This window comes from Polyangium jinanense (assembly GCF_028435265.1).
GTDB lineage: Bacteria > Myxococcota_A > Polyangia > Polyangiales > Polyangiaceae > Polyangium > Polyangium jinanense.
In genome coordinates this window covers 14,154-35,135 of record NZ_JAGTJK010000067.1, presented here as the reverse complement: position 1 = coordinate 35,135, position 20,982 = coordinate 14,154, and the positions used below count along the sequence as shown (strand labels likewise).

Below are 20,982 nucleotides of genomic sequence, written 5' to 3'. Positions count from 1 at the left end.
TCATGGACGCGACGGTGCTCGATCGCTCGATCCCGGAGCTCGCCGGCCTCGTCACGCGCGGCGAGGTCTCGGCCGAGGAGGTCACGAAGGCCAGCCTCGATCGCATCACACGGCGCGACGGCGCGCTCGGGGCCTTTCTGACGGTGCAAGCCGAGGAGGCGATCGCGGCCGCGCGGGCCGTCGATCAAAAGCGCGCGCGCGGCGAAGCGCTGGGGCCGCTCGCCGGCGTGCCCATCGGCATCAAGGACGCGCTCTGCACGCGCGACGCGCCGACCACGGCCGGATCGCGGATCCTGCTCCGGCCTCCCTCGAAGGGTGAGGCGACGCTCGATCCGCGGCGCGGCTTCCGGCCGCCCTACGACGCGACGGTGGTCGCGCGCCTGCGCGAGGCCGACGCGGTGCTCGTCGGCAAGACGAACATGGACGAGTTCGCGATGGGCTCGTCGAACGAAAACAGCGCGTTTTTCCCGGCGAAAAACCCCTGGGATCCGTCGCGCATCCCGGGCGGCTCGTCGGGCGGGAGCGCGGTTTGTGTGGCGGCGGGGCTCGCGCTTGGCGCGCTCGGATCGGATACGGGCGGCAGCATCCGCCAGCCCGCCGCGCTCACGGGGACGGTCGGGATCAAGCCGACGTATGGGCGCGTGTCGAGGTACGGGCTCATCGCGTTCGCGTCGAGCCTCGATCAGGTCGGGCCCTTCGCGGCCGACGTGCGCTCGGCGGCGCGGCTGCTCGGCGTGATCGCGGGGCGCGACCCGCACGACCAGACGAGCCTTAGCGCGCCCGTCGCAGCGTACGAGGAGGCCTGCGGACGCGACGTGCGGGGGATGCGGATCGGCGTGCCCGAGGAGTATTTGGCCGAGGGGATTGAGCCGGCCGTCGAGAAGAGCGTACGCGAGGCGCTGGCCGGGCTCGCGTCGCTCGGTTGTGAGCTTCGGCCGGTGCGCTTGCCGCATACGCGGTACGCGGTGGCCACGTATTACGTGCTCGCGACGGCGGAGGCGTCGTCGAACCTTTCGCGGTACGACGGCGTGCGGTTCGGCGCACGGGCGGAAGGCGCGGAGAGCCTGGGCGCGCTGTATGCGAAGACGCGCGGCGAAGGCTTCGGCCGCGAGGTCGCGCGGCGCATCGTGCTCGGGACCTACGTGCTCTCGTCGGGCTACTACGATGCGTATTACCTGCGTGCCCAGCGCGTCCGGACGCTGATCCGACGCGACTTCGAGGAGGCGTTCCGCGAGGTCGACGTGATCGCGGCGCCGGTCTCGCCGACGGTGGCCTTCCCGCTCGGCGAGCGCGTCGACGACCCGCTCGCGATGTACCTCGCCGACATCTACACGTTGCCCGCGAGCCTCGCGGGCGTGCCCGCGCTGAGCGTCCCGTGCGCGCCCACGCCCGCGGCGGACGGCGTCCCATCGCTTCCCGTGGGCCTGCAGCTCATAGGCCCGCCGCTCGAAGAGGCGCGGCTCTGCGCGCTCGCCGCGGCGTGGGAAGGGATCTCGCCGGCGCGCGGCCTACGTCCCAAGGTCTCCGAAGCATGAGCTCTCCTCGCCTCGTCACGGCCCCCGCGGGGCCCGAGCACGCGTCCGGGTTGCGGGAGCTCTTCAAGGCAGCCTCGTCGCCGTGTTTTTGCCGGTTCTGGCATTTCGACGGGACGAACAACGAATGGCTCGACCGCTGCGCGAACGCCCCCGAGGAGAACGCATCGGCGTTCTTCGGCGCACTCGAGGCGAGCGGCGACGAGGCGAAGGGGATCGTGGCGATCCACGAGGACGACGCGGGCACGCAGACGCTCGTCGGCTGGCTCAAGGTCACGCCCGCGGCCGTGATGCGCAAGGCGTACGAGCGTCGGTTTTACAAGCAGCTCCCGGCGTTTCAGGGGGATCGGCAGGGCGTGTTCCTCCTCGGCTGCACGCTCGTGCATCCGAGCTTCCGCAAGCAGGGCGTGGCGAAGACGCTCGTCGCGGGCGCCGTTTCGTACGCGAAGGACAGGTTCGGCGCGCGCGTGCTCGAGGCCTTGCCGCGCCGGCCGAAGGAGCCGGTGAACGACGAGGAGCTCTGGACCGGGCCGATGGGCGCGTTCGAGGCGAACGGGTTCGAGGAAGTGGGCGGGCTCGAGCCGTATCCGGTGCTGCGTCGGGTGCTGTAGTGAAAAACTCCCTCACCCCCAGCCCCTCTCCCTCTCGGGAGAGGGGAGCAGAGGCGCTCCTCCTCGTAACCTTGCTCTTTCTGACGGGCTGCGATCGTTGCACGCCCAAGGACAAGGACACGAAGGCCGACGCGGGTCCGCCCGCGCCGATCCCGATCCCCAAGGACGAGCTCTTGCCGCCTCCCGCGCCCTGGGTCTTCAAGCCCGCCCGGATCGGGCCGGGGATCCCGGGAATCGCGCTCCCCGAGGGCTGCGAGATGCGCGCGCCGCTCGTCCGCGCGAAGGTCGCCGCCTCGACGCGGTTCGTCGCCGCGCCGCGCGCGATCGGGACGCTCGTCGTCGCCGACGCGGACGAGAAAGAGACGCCGCCGCGGCTCACCGGGGTCGCCGGGCTCATCCTCGACGCGGAGGGCGAGAGCAAGGGGGCGACGCCGCTGCCCTGGTTCGACGCCGAGGCCATGCCGCGGCTCGCGCATACCGACGCAGGCGCGTGGCTCACGGCGTACAGCGAGCAGGGCGACGACAAGCTCGCGCGCGTGTTCGTGCACCAGGGCGACCACGCGACGCCGCTCGGCGAGGGCGATCGGTTCGACGCGATCGACCTCGCGTGCGGCTCGTCGCGATGCGCGCTGCTCACGACGCGCCTCGGCAACGTCGCGGCCGCGGGCGCCGATCTCTGGGTGGGCGCGCCGAACGAGCCGGCGTCGTCGTGGAAACGGATCGAGTTCGTTCCGGACATGCCCGAGAGCGACGCGCGTCCGTCGTGCCTCGCGCGGGTCGAGGCGCCGGCCGGGAAGGATGCCGGCGCGGACGGCAGCGTGGTCGCGGCCCTGCTCGAAGGGCAGGAGCTCGTGTTCTGGGAAGCTGTGGACGGCGGCGCGCCGCGCGCGATCGGGCGCGTGCCGGCGCCGTTCGGCATGGTCGACGCGACCGTGGCGGCGCAGCCGATCGCGCTCGTGTACGGGGCCGCCATCGACGAGGAGGGCTGCGCGAAGGAGGGCGGCAAGCTCCGGTTCGAGCGGGTCGGCAAGGAAGCCTCCGAGGTGCGCGCGCACGCCCCGCCGATCTCGGGCGCGCTCCGACCCCTGGAGCGCGGCGTGTTCGCGGCTTACCTCGCCCCGCTCGGCTGCGGCGTGGCGCGGAAGGTGGCGTACGCGGTGGTCCTCGACGCCGAGGGCACGCCGGTCTCGGCCCCGATGCCCGTGGCCGACGCGACGAGCTTTGCCGTGGCGGCGCGTGGTGCCGACGTGGACATGTGGATTCAGATGGGGGACGAGGTGTCGTGGGTGCGCGCCACGTGCGCGGCGCCGTGACGCTCGGGGCGAACCTGCCGTCGCCTGTCAAAACGCGGGTGTTGCGCTCTCCGCGTGAGCGGGTAGTGTCGAATCCGCTCCGCATGGCAGATCCGATCGACAACTCGAACAGCGAGCCGCGCGAGCCGGCGATCCCGCCGGCGAGGGGCTCGCGGAGCCGCTCGGGCGGGCGCGTCGTCGCGCTCACGGGCGCGGCGTGTTTCCTCGGCCGAAACCTCGTCGGCGTCCTAGAAGAAGATCCGGCCACGGCCCGCATCGTGACGATCGACGTGAAGTCGCCCGACACGGCCGGCCCGAAGGCGCGACACTTCGAGGTCGATCTGACGAACCCCGCCTCGGAGGATCGTGTCGCCGAGATCCTCGCCTCCGAGGAGGTCGACACGCTCGTGCACCTCTGCTTCCTCTCGTCGCCGACGCACGCGACGGGCTGGGCGCACGAGCTCGAGTCCGTCGGCACGATGCACCTGCTCAACGCCGTGCGGCAGGTGCGGCTGCGCAAGCTCGTGCAGTGGAGCCAGACGATGCTCTACGGCGCGCACCCGACAAACCCGAACTTCCTCACCGAACGGCACGCGCTACGCGCCGACATGGACGAGCCGTTCTTCGCGGACAAGATCGCCGCCGAGCGTGAGCTCAACGCCTTCGCCGCGAAGTCGAAGGGCACGGTGGTCACGATCCTGCGCACGGCGCCGATCGTCGGGCCGACGGTGCAGAACTGGGTCACGCGGTATCTCGGCATGCGCGTCGTGCCCACGCTGCTCGGCTTCGATCCGCTCTGGCAGTTCGTGCACGAAGTCGACGCGCTCGCGGCCTTCAAGCTCGCGCTCGATCGGGATCATCCGGGCACGTTCAACATCGCGTCCGACGGCGTCTTGCCGCTGTCGATGGTGCTGCGTCTGGCCGGCCGCTCGTCGATGCCGCTGCCGCACACGCTCGCGAGCTCGCTCGTCGGCGCACTCTGGATCACGCAAGCCTCGGCCGTGCCGCCGAGCTTTTTGCGGTACCTCAGGTACGTCTGTGTCGCCGACGGCGACAAGGCGGCGCGCGTGATGGGCTTCAGGCCGGCCTACACGACCCGCGAGGCGCTGCTCGACTACCTCGCCGCGCAGCGCCTGCGCGACGCGAACCTGCTGCAGGAGAGCCCTGCCTAGGCGGGCGGTTTTCCATGGCGAAGAAGCAGAAGCGCAAGAACAAGGAGACGAAGGAGACGCGCGCGGACGCCGCGCCGAAGAAGCCCCTCGCGGCCGCGGCGTTCGTCGCCGCCGACGCCGGCGTCGCCGCCCCCAAGGACGCACCGCCGGCCGAAGGCGAGCGCGCGGCGCCACGGCGCTTCGCGGAGCCGACGCCCGCTGCGGAAGAGGCGCCCGCGTCCTCCGAGGACGAGGACGACGAGTACGACGAGGACGACGAGGACACGTGGGCCGCGGCCGAGATCGCGCCCGCCCTGCCTTTCGGCACCGACCTCGACGAGGACGCACAGGCCCCGGCGCACCTCGTGCCCGGCTACGACCTCGACGCCGACGAGGCGCACGACGTCGCGCCGATCGGCCCCACCGAGGCTGTCAACCGCCCGAGCATCCCCCCGGCCACACTGCGCACCGAGGCCGAGGGAGCGGGCGCGACCGCGACCAACGCCGCCGAGATCGAGCAGCAGATCCGCGACCTCGAAGCCCGCCTCGACCGGATGATCGGCCAAGGGCGCGAGCGCGCGGACGAGCCGGCCTACGTGCCGAAGCCCCCGCCGATCCCGGTCGCGCGCAAGAGCGACGTGCCCAAGACCAAGCCGCGCAGCGACGTGCCTGCGCCGCGGGCTTCGGTGCCGGAGTCGGCCACGGCGAGCGAGGTCCTCTCGCCCGAGTTTTACGCGAAGCAGTGGGGACGCGCGGGCCTGCGGAGCCGCTCCGAGGAGGTCGACGAGTTCGGCCTCGATCCGGCCTTCGAGGCGAAGCTCCTGCCCGTCCTCGATTTCATGACGAAGCGGTATTTCCGCGTCGAGGTCGAGGGCGTTGATCACATCCCCACGGAGGGTCGCTGTCTCGTCGTGGCAAACCACGCGGGCGGCCCCCTGCCCTACGACGGCGCGATGCTCCGCGCCGCCGTCCGCCGCGATCATCCGGCGCATCGCGAGCTGCGCTGGCTCGCCGAGGATTTCGTCTACTACCTGCCCTTCGTCGGCACGTTCATGAACCGCCTCGGCGCGGTGCGCGCTTGCCAGGAGAACGCGGAGCGGCTGCTCAACAAGGGCGCGCTCGTCGCGGTCTTCCCGGAGGGCGCGAAGGGCATCGGCAAGCTCTACCGCGATCGTTACCGCCTCCAGCGCTTCGGCCGCGGCGGCTTCATCCGCCTCTGCCTGCGCACGCGCACGCCTCTCGTGCCGTGTGCCATCGTGGGCGCCGAAGAGGCGAACCCGATGCTCTACCGCTTCGAGTACATGACGAAGACCCTGGGCATCCCGTACTTCCCGATCACACCGACCTTCCCCGCACTCGGCCCGCTCGGCCTCATGCCTGCGCCGACGAAGTGGCGCATCCGCTTCGGCGAGCCGCTCACCTGGAGCAACTACGGCCCCGAGGCGGCGGACGACGAGATCCTCGTGGGACGCCTCTCCGAGCGCGTGCGCGCGTCGATCCAGAGCATGCTCGACCGGATGCTGTCCGAGCGGCGATCGGTCTGGCTGGGATAGGATGAGCCCAAAGGATCGCGGGGACGTTCACGGCGTCCTCGTCCTCGACAAACCCAAAGGTCCCACGAGCCACGACGTCGTCGGCAAGCTGCGACGCGCCCTCGGCATGCGCCGCATCGGCCACGCCGGCACGCTCGATCCGATGGCATCGGGCGTGCTCGTGATGCTGCTCGGCGAAGCCACGAAGCTCGGGCCGTACCTCACCGCGCACGACAAGGCCTACGAGGCGCGCGTGGTGCTCGGACGCGGCACGGACACGCTCGACGCGGAAGGCGCCGTGACGGCCGAGGCGCCGCTGCCGGCGTGGCTCGAGGACGAGATCACGCGGTTCGCGCAGGAAGGCGCGAGCGCGGCTCTGCCCAGGATCACGGCCGCGCTCGATCACGAGCGCGCGCGAACCGAGCAAGCGCCGCCGGCGTACTCGGCCATCAAGGTCGATGGGGCCAAGAGCTACGACCGCGCGCGGCGGGGCGAGGTGGTGGAGTTGCCCGCGCGTCCGGTCGCGGTGCGCGCGATCGAGCTCCGCGGCGCGGGGATCCTCGAACCGGGGAAGCTCGCGTTCCTCGACGTCTCGCTCGACGTGAGCAAGGGTTACTACGTGCGCTCCCTGGCGCGTGATCTCGGCGCGGGCCTCACGGTGCCCGCGCACCTCGGCGCGCTCCGCCGCACGCGGAGCGGGCCGTTCGGGCTCGACGTCGCGAACGTGCTCGACGCGCCCGGCGAGGCCCTGCGCGCGGCCGTGGTGCCCCTCGCCGCGGCCGTTCGTCTGGGCCTACCCACAGCCGTGCTCACGGCCGAAGGCGCGGTGCGCGCATCCCAGGGCAAACGCCTCGGCGCCGCGGATTTTTCCGAGCCTCCCCCGCGTGAGGTGGAAATCCAGGAGAGCCCCGCGGATCGTCTGGACGAACCTTCCGAGCTTGAAGCATCCGGAACGAGCGCATGGCTTTCCCCGGAGGGCCGTCTGGTCGCCGTGGGAAAATGGGATCATGATGGGTACGTGGTTCAACGCGGCTTCACGGATGTTCCCGCGGGCCGCGAGGTCGAGACGGAAAAGCACGTCGTATCTGGACGTCGCTTTCCGCTCTGACCATCCGTAGCTGCCGAGCGACCGCGGCGGGTTGCGCCGTGGAAGCAAGGTCCGCTACGATTCGACGCGTAGGGAGTTCGGTTTTGAGTCCAAACGACGTACCACTGGCGCTTTTGGCAGGGGCCATCGCGTCGGCGCTCGTCGGGGCCTTGTTCGCTGGCGCGGACACGGCCTTGACGAGCCTCACCCAGACCCGCCTGGCGGCGCTCATCGAGCAGGCGGAAGGACCGGAAAAAGCGGCACTCGAGCGCATCCGCAGCGCCGACGCCAAGCTCCGGTCTCGTTACCTGCTCGGCAGGGTCCTCAGCACGACCCTGTCGGCCATCCTCACGATGCTGTTCCTCGCGCCCCTGTACCCGCAGGCGGCGCCGTGGCTCGCCTTCGGCGTGACCGTGGTCGTCACGAGCACGCTCTTCGAGGTGAGCACCACGCTCGGCCGCAAGCACGCCGACCACGTGGCGCCGATGGCCGCGCGCTGGCTCCGGCCGCTCGAGGTCGTGATGCTCCCGCTCGCGGTCCCGCTCGGCTGGCTCGGCGAGTCGATCGCGGCGAAGGAGACCCGCGAGCCGCCGGATCCGCACATCACGGAGGCGGAGGTGGAGATGCTCGTCGAGGAGGGCGCGCGGAGCGGCCTCTTCGGTCGCGAGCCGGCGGAGATGATCCGCAACGTACTCGAGTTCCAGGATCGCACGGCGAAGGACGTGATGATCCCGCGCTCGAAGGTGGAGGCCATCGAGGTCAGCACCCCGCTCGACAAGACACTCGCGCTCGTCACGGAGAGTGGTCACTCGCGTTACCCAGTCTATCGCGAGCAGCTCGACAACGTGGTGGGGCTCCTCTACGCGAAGGACCTGTTCAAGGCGTTCGAGGAAGATCGCCTGAAGAACAAGTCGCTGCAGGAGATCGTGCGCAGCCCGGCGAACTTCGTGGCCGAGTCGCAACCGCTCTCGACGCTGCTCAAGGAGATGCGCGGACGCAGGCAGCACCTCGCGATCGTGATGGACGAGTTCGGCGGCCTGAGCGGCATCGTGACGCTGGAGGACGTGCTCGAAGAGATCGTCGGCGACATCCGCGACGAACACGACGCGGAGGAGGCGCCGCCGATCCAGGATCTCGGCGACGGCCGGCTGATGGCGGACGCGGCCGTGTCGATCCGCGATCTCTCGGCGTTCCTCGGCTCGGATTTGCTACCGGATGGCGAGGGCGCGGTGGAGCAGGAGCACACGCTCGAAGGGCTCTTGACGGAGCACCTCGGCAAGACGCCCGAGAACGGCGCGAGCGTGAGCAAGTACGGCTTGCGCTTCATCGTGCGCGACTGCGACGAGCAGCACATCGGCAAGGTCGAGATCGTCAAGCCTCGCAGCGTCGAGGTCTGAGCGTCCTTCTCTTCGTCGTCGTGAGACAAAACGAAACGGGGCCCGCTTTCGCGAGCCCCGTTTTTCTTTCCATCACCCGAGAGAGGCGATCAGCCGCCTTGCGTGACCTTTTGAATCGCGGTCATCAGGTTGTCGCCGGTCTCGATGAGGCCGGTGATCGGGGACGCGGGGTTGCTGTCGTCGCCCTTGAGCTCCGTGCGCATGTCGACGAAGGCCTTGCGCAGGTTGCGGATGACCTCCTGGCTCGTGAACGCGGACGTCGTCACGGGATCGACGGGAATGAGCACGGGATCACCGCTGCCGGGCAGATCGCCCTTCGTGTAGCGGTTCAGCTTCTTCTCGACGGACTTCATGCCCTGCTGCGTCCGCTCCGGCTTGAGGACGGCGTAGTTCGCAGGCCAGTCCTTGCCGAGGTCGAAGGGCTCCTTGACCGGCACGAGCTCCGCGATCACGCCCTTCTGGTCGGACCGGAAGAGGACGGAGAAGTTCATCACCGGCTCCTTCTCCTCCTTCCAGGCCTTCTCGACGGGCGCCTTCGCGAACTCGAGCAGGTTCTTGAAGCTGTCCTTCTTCTTGTTCAGCTCCTCGCAGCCCTTGGTGAAGTTGAGGAGCTGCCGCAACGCGCTCGGATTGAGGCCGGAGATGCTCGCGCCGTCGACCTTCGTGGCGTCGAACGGGATGTTGATGCCACCGAGCTGACCGGCGAGCTCCGCGGGATACTCTTTCTTGCCGAGCTTCTCCGCCGCTTCGCCGAGGAGCGTCTCGAGCTCCTTCATCTTCTCGTTGGCGGCCTTCACGTCCGTCATGAGGGCCTTGGCGTTCGCCACGACGGCCTTGCCACGCTCGTTGCGCGCGGCGGCGCCGCCGACCGGATAGCCGATGGCGATGCCGAGGAGCGCCGTGCCGACGGCGGCCATGATGAGGCGCTTCTTCGCCTTCTCGCGCTCCTTGATGATCTCCTCGCCGACCTCGACCTTGATGGTCTGCTGGACGGCGGTGGGCTTCGGCGGCGGCTCGGCGGCGGCAGCGACGGCCTTCGCGGGCTGCGCGAACGGAGGAACCGGGATGCCAGGGGAGATCCCGGGCGGCGGAGCGATGTTCGGAGACTTCCCCGAACCGGAGGGCGGCGGCTGAGACTGACCAGGAACGGGCAGCGGCACGGCCTGCGTCCCGATGTTCGTCTTCCCGAGCCGCGCCTTCAGATCGATCTTGGGTTTCTTGCTCTTGTCTTCAGCAGCCATCGGCTCCTCGTAGCGACCAGCGGGCAAGTTACCGGCGCGACGTACGTCGTGTCAACGGCGCGCCCGCTGAAATTCTCCCCCGGGCTTGGAAGCCCGAGCCCGGCGTTTCCTTGGTTTCTCGACGACGACGCGCAGCCGGGGTGGTACCTACCGGAACGCATGCTTCCTCCGCGTCTGCCCCTCGCCGTCGAGACCCGCGCCGTCACGGCGCCGGACGGTACGCGGATCACGTACTACGCCACCCGATCCCCGTATCCGGGAGCGCCCGTCGTCCTGCTCGCGAACGGGCTCGGGGGCCAGCACATCACGTGGAGCGCGCAGATCGAGCACCTGCGCGGGCGCTACCGCTTCCTCACGTGGGACTACCGCGGCCTCTTCGCCTCCGCGCGTCCGCCGGAGGGCTCGCCCGCGTCGTATGCGATCACGCGTCACGCCGAGGATCTCCTTGCGATCCTGGATGCCGAAGGCGAGCCGCGCGCGGCGCTCGTCGGCTGGAGCATGGGGGTCCAGGTCGTGCTCGAAGCGTACCGAAAGGCGCGACATCGGGCGCGTTGCATCGTGCTGCTGAACGGCACGAGCGGACGGCCGCTCGACACGGTGAGCCCGCTCCCGGGCATGAAGACCGTGCTTCCTTCGCTCGTGGAGTTCGGCAGCCGCGTGCATGCGCTCGCGTCGCAGGTCACGCGCAGGGCCGCGGACGTGCCCGAGGCGCTCGGGTGGCTCAAGGCCATGGGCGTCATGAACGAGTCGCTCGACGACGCGGTCTTCAACGAGCTCGTCCAGGGCTTCAGCGCGCTCGACATGGAGGCGTATTTCCACAACCTCCGCGCGCTCGGTGATCACGACGCCTCGGACGTGCTCGGCACGATCGACGTGCCCACGCTCATCGTGACGGGGGATCGCGACGCGATGACGCCGGCCTCGCTCGCGAAGGAAATGGCGAAGCAGATCCCCGGGGCGGAGCTCTACGTCGTGCGCGGAGGCACGCACTACACGGCGGTCGAGTTCCCCGAGCTCGTGAGCTTGCGGCTCGAAAAGTTCCTCGCGAAGGCCGCGCCGGGCGCGGGCGGAACGACGATCGATTAGAGCTCGATTTGCCTGAATTTCCCGCGAAAAAGGCACGTCGAGCGGCCGGCCGCGCCGTGGCGCGGGTGCTAGTTTGTGGTCGGGGGGATGGAGGATCGCGGCCCGCGTCTCGGCACGGGCGCGCGTTCGTCCATCGCTAGCAAGGTGGGATCGATGCGGCTGCTCGTCGTCGACAACTACGACTCGTTCACCTACAACCTCGTTCAATACCTGGAGATCTTGGGCGCGAAGTGCGTCGTGCGGCTGAACGACGCGATCGACGTGGACGGCGCGCGCGCCCTCGACCCGGACGGCATCCTGGTCTCGCCCGGGCCGTGCTCGCCGAACGAGGCAGGCGTGAGCCTGAAGATCATCGAGGCGCTCGGCGGCGAGCGTCCCTTGCTCGGCGTTTGTCTCGGCCATCAGGCCATCGCGCAGGTGTTCGGCGGGCACGTGGTGCGCGCAGGGCGCGTGATGCACGGCAAGACGTCGCCGATCGAGCATGACGGGCGAACGATCTTCGCGGGGCTGCCGCGGCCCTTCGTGGCCACGCGGTACCACTCGCTCATCGTGGAGCCGAGCTCGCTGCCGAGCGAGCTCGAGGTCTCGGCGTGGACGACCGAGGGCGAGATCATGGGCCTGCGCCACGCACGGCTGCCGATCGAAGGCGTGCAGTTCCACCCCGAGTCGATCCTCACGACGCGCGGGATGGACCTGCTCCACAACTGGCTCGATCTCGTGAAGGAGCACGCCCGTGCTCGGACGGGAGGAGCGCTCGCAGGAGCGCTCCTGTGAGCGCGGACGTCGCCTGCTTCGCCCACGTGTTCGAGCAGATCGCGCGGGAGAAGCGAGCGCTCCCGCGCGCGATCGTGCGTGGCGCGTTCGACGCGATCCTCGCGGGCGCGTGGACGCCGGTGCAAGTGGCCGGGTTCGTGGTGGCGCTGCGCCTGCGCGGCGAGGACGCCTCCACGATCGCGGCGGCGGCCGAGGCGATGCGCGCAGTGATGGTGCGTGTCGATCACGGGCTGCCCGCGGTCCTCGACACGTGCGGGACCGGGGGCGATGGGCTCGGCACGCTCAACGTGTCGACGGCGGCGGCGCTCGTCTGCGCCGCGACCGGCGCGCCCGTCGCGAAGCACGGAAACCGCAGCGTTTCGAGCCGATCGGGAAGCGCCGACGTGCTCGAAGCGCTGGGGGTGCCGATCGACGTGCCGCCCGAGCGCCAGGCCGAGGTGCTGCGCGAGGCGCACATCGCGTTCCTGTTCGCGCCCGCGCACCACCCGGCGATGCGGCACGGCGCGCCGGTGCGGCGCGAGCTCGCGATCCGCACGATCTTCAACGCGCTCGGGCCGCTCTCGAACCCGGCGTGCACGACGCATCAACTGCTCGGCACGTACGATCACGCGCTCCGCCCGATCTTCGCCGCGACGCTGGCCGAGCTCGGCGTGCGGCGCGCGTGGGTCGTGCGCGGCGAGGATGGGCTCGACGAGGTGAGCCCGTTCGGGCCGACACGCGTGACGGAGCTCGCGCGTGGATCGCTGCGCGAGATGGTCGTGCGGCCCGAGAACTTCGGCCTGCCGGTCTCGCCGCCGGGCGCGATCCAGGGCGGCTCGGCCGCGGAGAATGCCGAGGCGATCCTCGCCGTCTTGCGCGGCGAGCCGCACCCGGCGCGGTGCGCGATCGTGCTCAACGCGGCCGCGGCGCTCGCCATCTTCCGCGAGACGGACGACCCGCGCGACTGGCCGGATCTCGCGGCGGAAGCAGCGGCGGCGCTCGACAGCGGCGCGGCCATGCGCAGGCTCGCATCGCTCCGTGATGCCGCGCTGCGCGTGCGAGAGCCGGAGGCGGCGTGATGGACGGGCAGGGAGCAAAGCGCGTCCTCGACACGATCCTCGCGTCGAAGCGCACTGAGATCGCAGCGCTGCTCGCCGCGCCTCCGCCGCGCACGACGCGCGTGCCTTCAGGCGGCGTCTTCGAAGCGCTCCGCCGGCCCGAGGGCGGGGCGCTGCGGCTTCTCGCCGAGGTGAAGCTACGTTCGCCGTCGGTGGGCGCGCTCTCGTCGTTGCTGAGGCCGGCCGAGCGCGCGCAGCGATACGCGGAAGCTGGCGCGGCGATGATCAGCGTGCTCGTCGACGGTCCGTTCTTCGGCGGCTCGTACGACGACCTCGCAGCATGCCGTGACGCGCTCGACGCGGCCTTCGGCGCGGCGCGGCCGAAGCTCCTCTGCAAGGAGTTCATCCTGGACCCGATCCAGCTCGCCATGGCCGCGGCGCACGGCGCGGACGCGGCGCTCTTGATCGCGCGCATCACCTCGGCCGAGGCTCTCGCGCGGCTCGCGGACGCGGCGCGGGATCTCGGGATCGAACCCTTCGTCGAGGTCGCGACCGAGGACGAGCTCGCAGCGGCCGAGCGCGCTCACGCGCGTGTCCTTGGCGTCAACGCGCGCGATCTCGACACGCTCGCCATGGATCACGCGCGCGCCGAGCGTGTGCTCACCCGCGCCGATCGTGGCGCCGCGCGGGTGCACCTCTCTGGACTCGCCTCGCCGCCCGACGTCGCGCGCATCGCGCAAGGCCCCGCCGACGCGGCGCTCGTGGGCGAGGCCCTCATGCGGCAGGACGACCCGGGCCCGCTGCTCGCCGCGATGGTCGCGCGCGCCGCCGCCCGCTGATCCTCACATCGCCGCGGGCCCCGACATCATCCGGGCCGAGCAGCGACCGCCCTGACACATGCATCCGCCGCCGCAATCCATCGTCCCCTGCCGACACTCCATCGAGCACAGCACGGCCCTGCAATCGGGCGCCGCGCTCCGCGCGACACACGACGCTGCGTGGCAACACGCCGCCGGCGCGCAATCCGCGTCCGTGCTGCAGGCCGCATCGCCTGGAGCAGCCGCCTCCGTCGAGGATCCCGTGGGCGACGGCGCGGCCGGGGGCTGTGTGTCTGTGGCGGGACGAATGTCCTCCGCGTTCCTCGGGCCCGAAGGCGACGCGGAGTTACACGCGAACACGAAGAGCAGCGGCAGGATCGTACGCATCGAGCGATCCTCATGCCCCGCCGAGGCGACCTCGTAAAGCCTTCAGACGCCGATGTGCTGCTTCAGTTGCGCCGTGAGCGCATCGAGATCGGCCTGCACGTCCGTGACAGGCACGCCTTTCGTCTGCACGAACCGCGCGAGATCGGCGAACGACGGATCCTCGAGCAACGCCGCGGCGGCGGGGAGCGTGTACCCGCGATCCCGACCGAGCCGCACCACGAGCGCGCGGATCTCCGCGCGGAAATCCACGCCCGAGAGCGCCCTGTACAGGATCGCGGCCGCGAGGTGCGCAGCGCTCTCTTCCTTGCGCGACGCGACCTCCAGGAGCTCCGACACACGCAGGTGCACGATCGCCCGCGGCACCACGTTGTCGAGCCGGGCGAGCGGCGCGAGGGATCGCTGCTCCAGCACGATCGCCTTCCCGAGGTCGCCTGCGTCCTTGTGGTACCCCGCGAGCGCAGCGAGCGTCCCGGCGTGGCCGAGCGCGTCGTTCTGCGCGTCGAACGCGCCGAGCAGCGCGTCGAGCCCGCCCTTCTCCTCCACGGCCCCCGCGACCGGCCCGACGATGGATGCGTCGTTCGCCGCGCGCACGGCCTCGCCGAACATCGAGGCGAGCGCCGCGAACGCGCCCGCGCCGAGGAAATACGACGTCGCCGTGATCCCGGCCTCGATGCCCGCTTCCTTCGTCCCGCCGGGCACCTTGCCCTCGACGGACGCGACGAACGCGGCGCCGTATCGCTCGCCGAACGCGACCTTCACCGCGGCCTCGTCCTGCCCTGCGCGCTCGTCCGGCCGCGCCTCCATCCACGCCGCCACCGCGATCGCCGCCGCCTCCGTCGCTTCCAGACCCATCGCCGCACCCCCTTCGAGCAGCGGCGCGCGTGTCATGAGCCGCGCCTCCACGAGCTCACCGAGGAGCGGCTCGAGATCCGGGCTCTCGGGCTCCCCAGCCTCCCGCAGGGCCGCGATGCGCCGCTTCACCTCCTCGGGCATGGCGGGCATCTCGGGCCGCGACTCGGGCGGCATCCGCTCGAACGCGGCCATCATGCGACCGATCTGGCGGAACCTCTCGTCCTCCACCGACTCGCGCGCAAACACCTTTTCGACGAGCGTCTCGGGCACGGGCGGCAGCGCGCGCGTGAGGATCCAGAGCAAGCGTCGCGCGTCGGGGGAGAGGTGCGCGACCGCGGTCTCGACGGCCGTATCGGACATGCCGCGCAGGGTACTGGCGGGCGGGATCAGGGAGAAGAGGGCTCGACGGGCTTGGGGAGGATCCAGAAGGGTGCGAGGTTGATCTCGAGGTCGAAGGGCGGCAGGCGGGGAGTTTCATCCTCGGCGGCGGATGCGACGAGCAGGGGGCGTTCGCGCTCGGTCTGCCAAACCTCCAACAGACGGATCTCCGGATCGATCAACCACACCCAGCCCACGCCGGATCGCGCGTAGTGCGGCAGCTTGATCCGGCGATCGTCGCGAGCGGTCGACGGCGAGAGAACCTCGCAGCACCAATCGGGGAGCAGCGTGATGGGGTACTCGTCGGGCTGCTCAGGAGAGCGTGTAACGCGAAAGCCGGCGAGGTCGGGGTTGAAGAGCCGATCGCCGAAGCGAATGGCCGCCTCGCGCTCGATCCACCATGCTCCGTCGCCGGGGGTGTCCATCGGGCTGAGGTAGTAGAGGGCCCGCTCGCACTGGGCTACGGCTCGCCGATGCGGCGCATCAGGCCGAGGTAACACGCGAAGCTGTCCCGGCTCGAGGATCTCCCCGCTCAGGTACTCGGGCAGGCGATCGATCTCGGCGAGAAGCTCCTCGAACGTACGGTGCTTCGGCGCGGGGTCCCCCATGCCACGGAAATAGCACGAGCGAGCGACCCCGCGCTGCCCGCCCGCCTACCGCTTCAGGAGCGTCGCGAACGGGTTGTTCGTGAACTTCCCCTGCGGCTGGGGTTTGCCCTGGGGACCGCCCTTGCCCTGCGGCCCTCCGCGCCCTTGCTGCGGCCCTTGCCCGCCGCGCCCCTGCTGCGCGCTTTGCGACTGCGCCCCCGGCTGCGGGCGTTCGCCCTTCCGCGCCGTCAGCGAGATGCGCTTGCGCACCATGTCCACCTCGAGCACGCGCACCTTCAGCTTGTCGCCGACCTTCACCACCTCGCTCGGATCCTTCACGAACCTGTCCGCGAGCTGCGAGACGTGCACGAGCCCGTCCTGGTGCACGCCCACGTCCACGAATGCGCCGAACGCGGTCACGTTCGTGACCACCCCTTCGAGCTCCATCCCGGGCTTCAGGTCCTCCATCGTCCGCACGTCGTCGCGGAACTTCGGCGGCTCGAAGCTCGCGCGCGGATCACGCCCCGGCTTCTTCAGCTCGACCAGGATGTCGTTCATCGTGTACTCGCCGACGTCGCCGCCGATGTACTTCTTCGGATCGATGCGCCCGATGAGCTTCGTGTCGCCCACGAGCGACGCGACGGGCACGCCGAGGTCTCCGGCGATCTTCTCGACGAGCGCGTAACGCTCCGGGTGCACCGCGCTCCCGTCGAGCGGATGCTCGCCTCCGCGGATGCGCAAGAAGCCCGCGCACTGCTCGAACGTCTTCGGCCCGAGGCCCGCCACGTCGAGCAGCTTCTTCCGGCTCGAGAACGCGCCGTGTTGATCGCGGTGCGACACGATCTTCTTCGCGAGCGAAGGACCGATGCCCGCCACGCGCGAGAGCAAGGGCGCGCTCGCCGTGTTGAGCTCCACGCCGACCATGTTCACGCAGCTCTCCACGACCTCGTCGAGCTTGCGCGCGAGCAGCGACTGATACACGTCGTGCTGGTACTGCCCGACGCCGATGCTCTTCGGATCGACCTTCACGAGCTCGGCGAGCGGATCCTGCAGCCGCCGCGCGATGCTGATCGCGCCGCGCACCGTCAGGTCGAGATCCGGGAACTCCTCGCGCGCCACGTCGCTCGCCGAGTACACGCTCGCGCCGGCCTCGCTCACGGGCACGCAGAAGATCTCCTTCAGCCCCTCGGCCGCGAGCACATCGCGCACGAACTGCTCCGTCTCGCGCCCGTGCGTCCCGTTGCCCACGGCCACCGCGCTCACGCCGTACTTCCGGCACAGGTCGCGGATCGTGCGCTTGCCGCGCTCCTCCGCGTCGGCGCCTTGCACGAGGTAGATCGTCTCGTTCGCGAGCAGCTTGCCCGTGTCGTCGACGACCGCGCACTTGCAGCCCGTGCGTTGTCCCGGATCGATCCCGAGCACCGCGTGCGTCCCGAAGGGCGCCGCGAGCAGGAGCTCCCGCAGGTTCTGGGCGAACACCTCGACCGCCGCGCGATCCGACTGCTGCTTCAGCTCCACGCGCACGTCGATCTGCACGCTCGGCGCGAGCAGCCGCTTGTACGCGTCGCTCACCGCCTTGCCGAGCTCGCCCGCCCAGGGCGAGCCGCCGTCGAGCCCGCTCATCTTGCCGATCGGCGCGAACAGCCTCTCGCCATCGAGATCCACCGACGCGCGCAGGATCCCCTCGGCTTCACCGCGGCGGATCGCCAGGTAGCGGTGCGACGGCATGCCCGCGACGGGCCCTTCGAAGGTCGCGTACGTATCGAACTTCGTCGCCTTGCCCTCGTGCTCCTCGTTTTTCTTCACGCGGATCACGCCGTCTTGCATGTACGCCTCGCGCACGGTCTTGCGCACGTCGGCGTTCTCCGCGATCCGCTCGGCGCAGATGTCGCGCGCGCCCGCGAGCGCCGCCGCGACGTCGGGCACCTCCTTGGCCGCGTCGACGAAGGCCTTCGCCTCCTCGTCGGGGCTGCCTTCCTTCGCTTGCGACCAGATCCGGTCCGCGAGCGGCTCGAGCCCGCGCTCCTTGGCGATGATCGCGCGCGTCCTGCGCTTCGGCTTGAACGGCAGGTAGAGATCTTCGAGCTCTGCCTTCGTCGCGCAGCCGACGATCTTCTTCTTCAGCTCGTCCGTGAGCTTGCCTTGCTTGCCGATCTCATCGAGCACCTGCCGGCGCCGCTCGTCGAGCTCCACGAGGTACGTGCGACGCTCCTCGATGGCGCGGATCTGCACCTCGTCGAGCCCGCCCGTCGCCTCCTTGCGGTACCGCGCGATGAACGGCACCGTCGCGCCCTCGGCGAGCAGCTTTACCACTGCCGAGACGCCCGATCGGGGCAGCGTGAGCTCCTCCGAAAGCGTCGGGACGGGGTCGAAAGCGGGCAGCGTGATCGTGGGCGAGGCCACCGTGGTGGAGTCGGTCGTGGCAGTCATGGGAGGGGTGGCTTTAGGCACGGGCTGGACGGTTGTCCAGGGGGAAAACCGCGTCAGACGCGGCGCCGGAGCTTGCCCGTGGCCTCGCGCACCCGCGATTCCGTCTCGCGGAGAACTCGGCGTGTCATCGGACCGAAGCGTTTGCCTTCGTGACGGGTGCCGCGGAAATGGGACGATCCGATATCTGGCGGTTCCGTTCGGAGAAGCGAGCGCACCGAGACCGATACCGAACGCGCTCGCCTGGAGCAGGCCGTCGCCGCGGCGTTCGTCGATATGGGTTCGTCCGCGCCAAGGTCCAGGATGCCTTGCTCAACCGCTCGGGCGTCTGCTCTCGTCAGGCCGCCTTCGGCGCCTCGCTCTCGGCCGCCTCGACCTTCGGCTCGTGCGGGGTCCACAGGCTGATGCGCGTGATGTCCAGGCCGCGCCTTCCATCCGGCAGCACCACGATCATGTCCTCGAAGCGCGCGTTCTCCACGATGTCGTCCGCCGCGTACGCGTACCGCGCGTGAATCGTCTGCCCGAACGTGCTGTCGAGGCCCGTCAGGATCGCGAGGATCTCCACGTTCCCCTGGCCGAGCTCCTCGACCGTCATCCCGTGGAGCGGGCTGTGCTCGTCGATCGGATGCATCACCGTCCACGTCATCGCGAAGATCGGGTTGGTGGCGCGGAGCAGGTTGAGATCGAAGAACCGCCGCATCCGCTCGCCCTCGCTCGTCGTGTCGAACTTGAGCGCACAGACGCGGATGCTCGCCTCCACGATCTGGTTCGCGCGCGCGTTCGCCACGCGGAACACGAGGTGCGGCACGCCGTTGCGCTTCGAGAGCAGCGCGACGTCGCTCCACACGACCCGCGCCATCGGCCGCGCGAACTTCGCGAACACGATGCCCGTCGCCAGCGCCAGGCCAAAAAGCCCGAAGATCGCCTCGATCGTCACGAGCACGTGCGCGTAGAGCGTCTTCGGCGCCATCGCCCCGTAGCCGATGGTCGCCATCGTTTGAACACTGAAGAAAAACGCGTCCGTGAACGACCCCGGCTCCGCGTTCGCGATGGCATCCCCGCCGAGGAGATACAGAAACGCGAACATGAGGTTCGTCGCGAGGTAGGCCGTGAAAAGCGAAAGGGCCACGACCGGCCACCGGGCCTTCATCACCGCATGGTAGAAGTCGTGCCACGACGTGATTTGCCCCTGGATCGCGATGCCGGCGAACTCTCCGCTGCGGGTCAAGGTCCGCGTCCACTTCGTCGCCTTCGGGGGAGGAGATGGAGGGACCTCTGCTTGGCTCATCGTGCCGGCGAGCGTAGCGGAAGTCCGCGCGACGTGGGGAAACGATGCTCAGGGCGCGAGGGCGACCAGGAACGTCTCGTAGTACCCCGAGCTGGGCGTCGGCCCGAGTCCGAAGTCCACGGCGCCGACCGCCGTCCCCGCGATGTACACGCGCCCCTCTCCGTCCACCGCGGCCCGCTGCCCCATTTGCATCTCCGACCCGCCGAAGCGACGCAGGAATACGGGATTCCTGTCCGCGTCGAGCTCCGCCACGAATGCGTCGCCCCAGATCTCGGCCTCGGACGCCGCGAGGCTCGCCTCGCCGAACGACATGCGCCCGGCCATCTCTCCCGTGATGATCACGCCCCCGCCGGCCGTCACCGCGACGCCGTGCCCACGATCCCAGCCGTCGCCCCCGTAAAGGACGCTCCGCCGGTGATTCGAAGCCGCGTCGAGCTCCAGGAGATACGTGTTCGTGTCGTATTCGCCCACCGCCTGGATGAATCCACCGCCGAGGTCGACGTTCCCCTCGACGTCTCCCGTGATCACGAGCCCGCCATCGGCCGTGAACGCGACGCTCCTCGCATCGTCGTAATACCCCGCGGCTCCCATCACGTGGAACCAGAGCGGTTTTCCATCGGAATCGTACGTCACAACGTACCCGTCCTGAAACCCGTTCGATTGCACAAGCTGGTCTTCGAAGCCCACCACCATGGCGTTCATGAATTGCCCCACGACAGCGATCCTCTCCCCCTGCACCGCGATGTCCTCAACGGTCACGACTTCGCCGCCGCCCTTCAGCATCTGCGACCACGAGGACGCGCCCTTCGCGTCGAGGCGCACGACGAAGCTGCCGAACGAAGTGTCCTGCGGCTCGCCGATCCCGAGATCCACCTCGCCCAACGTCTGCCCCGCGACGACCGCGCCCCCGTCCGGCATCGCCGCGACGGCCGTGCCGCGTTGAACCCCCGCACCGCCGAACGTCCGCGCCCAGACCACCTTCCCCGCCGGATCGAGCTTCGCCACGAATGCGTCGTCACTGCCGCCCCATGGCAGCGTGATCCCGTCGAGATCGACCGGCCAGCCGAACGTCCCCACGATCAGCGCGGAGCCGTCCGGGAACACCGCGACGTCGTTCGACATCTCCGCGAATTCAGCGCCGAACGCGCGGCTGTAGACGTGATTGCCTTCGCCGTCGTACCGCGCGACGTACGCTTGATAATTGTTCCCCGGCCCGGGCAGCGTGCCCCCGCCGAGATCGACGTCTCCATAAAAGCGGCCCGACACGACCACGCCGCCCGATGCGACGCCGACGAGCCCCACCGGCTCGACGTAGCTCCCGCGCCCGAACCGGCGCGCCCACAGCGCCGTGCCCGGATCCACGAACGAGGTCTCCGCGACCTCGTTGCCACAACCCACGAACCACGCCGAAAGCCCCACGAGCCCGAGCAAGCGAAGGAAGGACACGCGTCACCTCACGTCACGAAAAGGAAAAGCCCTCATCGCGACGCTAACAGAAAGGCCTT

The 20,982-nt window shown here is 70.0% G+C and carries 18 protein-coding genes; 11 read left to right on the top strand and 7 right to left on the bottom strand.

Going from position 1 to position 20,982, the window contains the following annotated elements:
• Window positions 1-2 precede the first annotated feature (2 nt).
• The 7 genes from gatA to KEG38_RS48855 all read left to right on the top strand — a co-directional run bounded on the left by gatA (window position 3) and on the right by KEG38_RS48855 (window position 8,602).
• Window positions 3-1,535, top strand: a complete 1,533-nt coding sequence (gene gatA / locus KEG38_RS48885; RefSeq protein ID WP_272427848.1) for an Asp-tRNA(Asn)/Glu-tRNA(Gln) amidotransferase subunit GatA — start codon at window positions 3-5, stop codon at window positions 1,533-1,535.
• Window positions 1,532-2,143: a GNAT family N-acetyltransferase gene (locus KEG38_RS48880; protein WP_272427847.1), complete on the top strand. Its 612-nt coding sequence runs from the start codon at window positions 1,532-1,534 to the stop codon at window positions 2,141-2,143. The genes gatA and KEG38_RS48880 overlap by 4 nt, the downstream gene beginning before the upstream one ends.
• Before the next feature lie 71 nt (window positions 2,144-2,214).
• Window positions 2,215-3,456 carry a hypothetical protein gene (locus tag KEG38_RS48875; RefSeq protein ID WP_272427846.1) on the top strand — a complete coding sequence of 414 codons (1,242 nt, stop codon included), beginning with the start codon at window positions 2,215-2,217 and terminating at the stop codon, window positions 3,454-3,456.
• Window positions 3,457-3,539: 83 nt separating this feature from the next.
• Window positions 3,540-4,607, top strand: coding sequence for an NAD-dependent epimerase/dehydratase family protein (locus KEG38_RS48870; RefSeq protein ID WP_272427845.1), 1,068 nt, complete (start codon window positions 3,540-3,542; stop codon window positions 4,605-4,607).
• A 14-nt stretch (window positions 4,608-4,621) separates the two neighbouring features.
• Complete coding sequence (locus tag KEG38_RS48865; RefSeq protein ID WP_272427844.1) at window positions 4,622-6,139, top strand: lysophospholipid acyltransferase family protein; 1,518 nt, start codon at window positions 4,622-4,624, stop codon at window positions 6,137-6,139.
• 1 nt (window position 6,140) lies between these two features.
• On the top strand, window positions 6,141-7,226 hold the full coding sequence (truB, locus tag KEG38_RS48860) for a tRNA pseudouridine(55) synthase TruB (RefSeq protein WP_272427843.1): 1,086 nt from the start codon (window positions 6,141-6,143) through the stop codon (window positions 7,224-7,226).
• A 173-nt stretch (window positions 7,227-7,399) separates the two neighbouring features.
• Entirely contained in the window at window positions 7,400-8,602 is a 1,203-nt protein-coding gene (locus KEG38_RS48855) for a hemolysin family protein (protein ID WP_372518243.1), read from the top strand.
• A gap of 89 nt (window positions 8,603-8,691) precedes the next feature.
• On the opposite strand, the gene KEG38_RS48850 is transcribed toward KEG38_RS48855, so the two are convergent.
• Entirely contained in the window at window positions 8,692-9,843 is a 1,152-nt protein-coding gene (locus KEG38_RS48850) for a formin (RefSeq protein WP_272427840.1), read from the bottom strand.
• Window positions 9,844-10,002: 159 nt separating this feature from the next.
• Here KEG38_RS48850 and KEG38_RS48845 point away from each other — a divergent pair, with 159 nt between their 5' ends.
• The 4 genes from KEG38_RS48845 (at window position 10,003) to KEG38_RS48830 (ending at window position 13,579) form a co-directional block, all read left to right on the top strand.
• Window positions 10,003-10,929, top strand: coding sequence for an alpha/beta fold hydrolase (locus tag KEG38_RS48845; protein ID WP_272427839.1), 927 nt, complete (start codon window positions 10,003-10,005; stop codon window positions 10,927-10,929).
• A gap of 153 nt (window positions 10,930-11,082) precedes the next feature.
• Window positions 11,083-11,703 carry an anthranilate synthase component II gene (locus KEG38_RS48840; protein ID WP_272427838.1) on the top strand — a complete coding sequence of 207 codons (621 nt, stop codon included), beginning with the start codon at window positions 11,083-11,085 and terminating at the stop codon, window positions 11,701-11,703.
• Entirely contained in the window at window positions 11,700-12,761 is a 1,062-nt protein-coding gene (gene trpD, locus KEG38_RS48835) for an anthranilate phosphoribosyltransferase (protein ID WP_272427837.1), read from the top strand. Before KEG38_RS48840 ends, trpD begins: the two co-directional genes overlap by 4 nt.
• Complete coding sequence (locus KEG38_RS48830; protein ID WP_272427865.1) at window positions 12,761-13,579, top strand: indole-3-glycerol phosphate synthase TrpC; 819 nt, start codon at window positions 12,761-12,763, stop codon at window positions 13,577-13,579. The genes trpD and KEG38_RS48830 overlap by 1 nt, the downstream gene beginning before the upstream one ends.
• Before the next feature lie 3 nt (window positions 13,580-13,582).
• Here the strand turns inward: KEG38_RS48830 and KEG38_RS48825 are convergent, their stop codons facing one another.
• From KEG38_RS48825 to KEG38_RS48800, 6 genes are all read right to left on the bottom strand, one after another.
• A complete protein-coding gene (locus tag KEG38_RS48825; protein ID WP_272427836.1) occupies window positions 13,583-13,945 on the bottom strand; it encodes a hypothetical protein in 363 nt (120 codons plus the stop codon).
• A gap of 42 nt (window positions 13,946-13,987) precedes the next feature.
• Window positions 13,988-15,157 (bottom strand): hypothetical protein, encoded by a 1,170-nt coding sequence (locus tag KEG38_RS48820; RefSeq protein ID WP_272427835.1) that lies wholly within the window; start codon window positions 15,155-15,157, stop codon window positions 13,988-13,990.
• A gap of 26 nt (window positions 15,158-15,183) precedes the next feature.
• Window positions 15,184-15,783, bottom strand: coding sequence for a Uma2 family endonuclease (locus KEG38_RS48815; protein ID WP_272427834.1), 600 nt, complete (start codon window positions 15,781-15,783; stop codon window positions 15,184-15,186).
• 45 nt (window positions 15,784-15,828) lie between these two features.
• The gene (locus KEG38_RS48810; protein WP_272427833.1) at window positions 15,829-18,192 is read right to left on the bottom strand and encodes a Tex family protein; all 2,364 of its coding nucleotides are present in this window, start codon (window positions 18,190-18,192) and stop codon (window positions 15,829-15,831) included.
• A gap of 334 nt (window positions 18,193-18,526) precedes the next feature.
• Complete coding sequence (locus tag KEG38_RS48805; protein ID WP_272427832.1) at window positions 18,527-19,477, bottom strand: ion channel; 951 nt, start codon at window positions 19,475-19,477, stop codon at window positions 18,527-18,529.
• 48 nt (window positions 19,478-19,525) lie between these two features.
• Window positions 19,526-20,923, bottom strand: a complete 1,398-nt coding sequence (locus tag KEG38_RS48800) for a hypothetical protein (protein WP_272427831.1) — start codon at window positions 20,921-20,923, stop codon at window positions 19,526-19,528.
• Window positions 20,924-20,982 lie beyond the last annotated feature (59 nt).

Bases quoted from the DNA above. Each gene is read 5' to 3' on its own strand.
- KEG38_RS48825 (WP_272427836.1), bottom strand. From the start codon at position 13,945: ATGCGTACGATCCTGCCGCTGCTCTTCGTGTTCGCGTGTAACTCCGCG.
- truB (WP_272427843.1), top strand. From the start codon at position 6,141: ATGAGCCCAAAGGATCGCGGGGACGTTCACGGCGTCCTCGTCCTCGAC.
- KEG38_RS48845 (WP_272427839.1), top strand. From the start codon at position 10,003: ATGCTTCCTCCGCGTCTGCCCCTCGCCGTCGAGACCCGCGCCGTCACG.
- KEG38_RS48815 (WP_272427834.1), bottom strand. From the start codon at position 15,783: ATGGGGGACCCCGCGCCGAAGCACCGTACGTTCGAGGAGCTTCTCGCC.
- KEG38_RS48865 (WP_272427844.1), top strand. From the start codon at position 4,622: ATGGCGAAGAAGCAGAAGCGCAAGAACAAGGAGACGAAGGAGACGCGC.
- KEG38_RS48850 (WP_272427840.1), bottom strand. From the start codon at position 9,843: ATGGCTGCTGAAGACAAGAGCAAGAAACCCAAGATCGATCTGAAGGCG.
- KEG38_RS48810 (WP_272427833.1), bottom strand. From the start codon at position 18,192: ATGACTGCCACGACCGACTCCACCACGGTGGCCTCGCCCACGATCACG.
- KEG38_RS48840 (WP_272427838.1), top strand. From the start codon at position 11,083: ATGCGGCTGCTCGTCGTCGACAACTACGACTCGTTCACCTACAACCTC.
- KEG38_RS48830 (WP_272427865.1), top strand. From the start codon at position 12,761: ATGGACGGGCAGGGAGCAAAGCGCGTCCTCGACACGATCCTCGCGTCG.
- gatA (WP_272427848.1), top strand. From the start codon at position 3: ATGGACGCGACGGTGCTCGATCGCTCGATCCCGGAGCTCGCCGGCCTC.
- KEG38_RS48880 (WP_272427847.1), top strand. From the start codon at position 1,532: ATGAGCTCTCCTCGCCTCGTCACGGCCCCCGCGGGGCCCGAGCACGCG.
- KEG38_RS48870 (WP_272427845.1), top strand. From the start codon at position 3,540: ATGGCAGATCCGATCGACAACTCGAACAGCGAGCCGCGCGAGCCGGCG.
- KEG38_RS48820 (WP_272427835.1), bottom strand. From the start codon at position 15,157: ATGTCCGATACGGCCGTCGAGACCGCGGTCGCGCACCTCTCCCCCGAC.
- KEG38_RS48805 (WP_272427832.1), bottom strand. From the start codon at position 19,477: ATGAGCCAAGCAGAGGTCCCTCCATCTCCTCCCCCGAAGGCGACGAAG.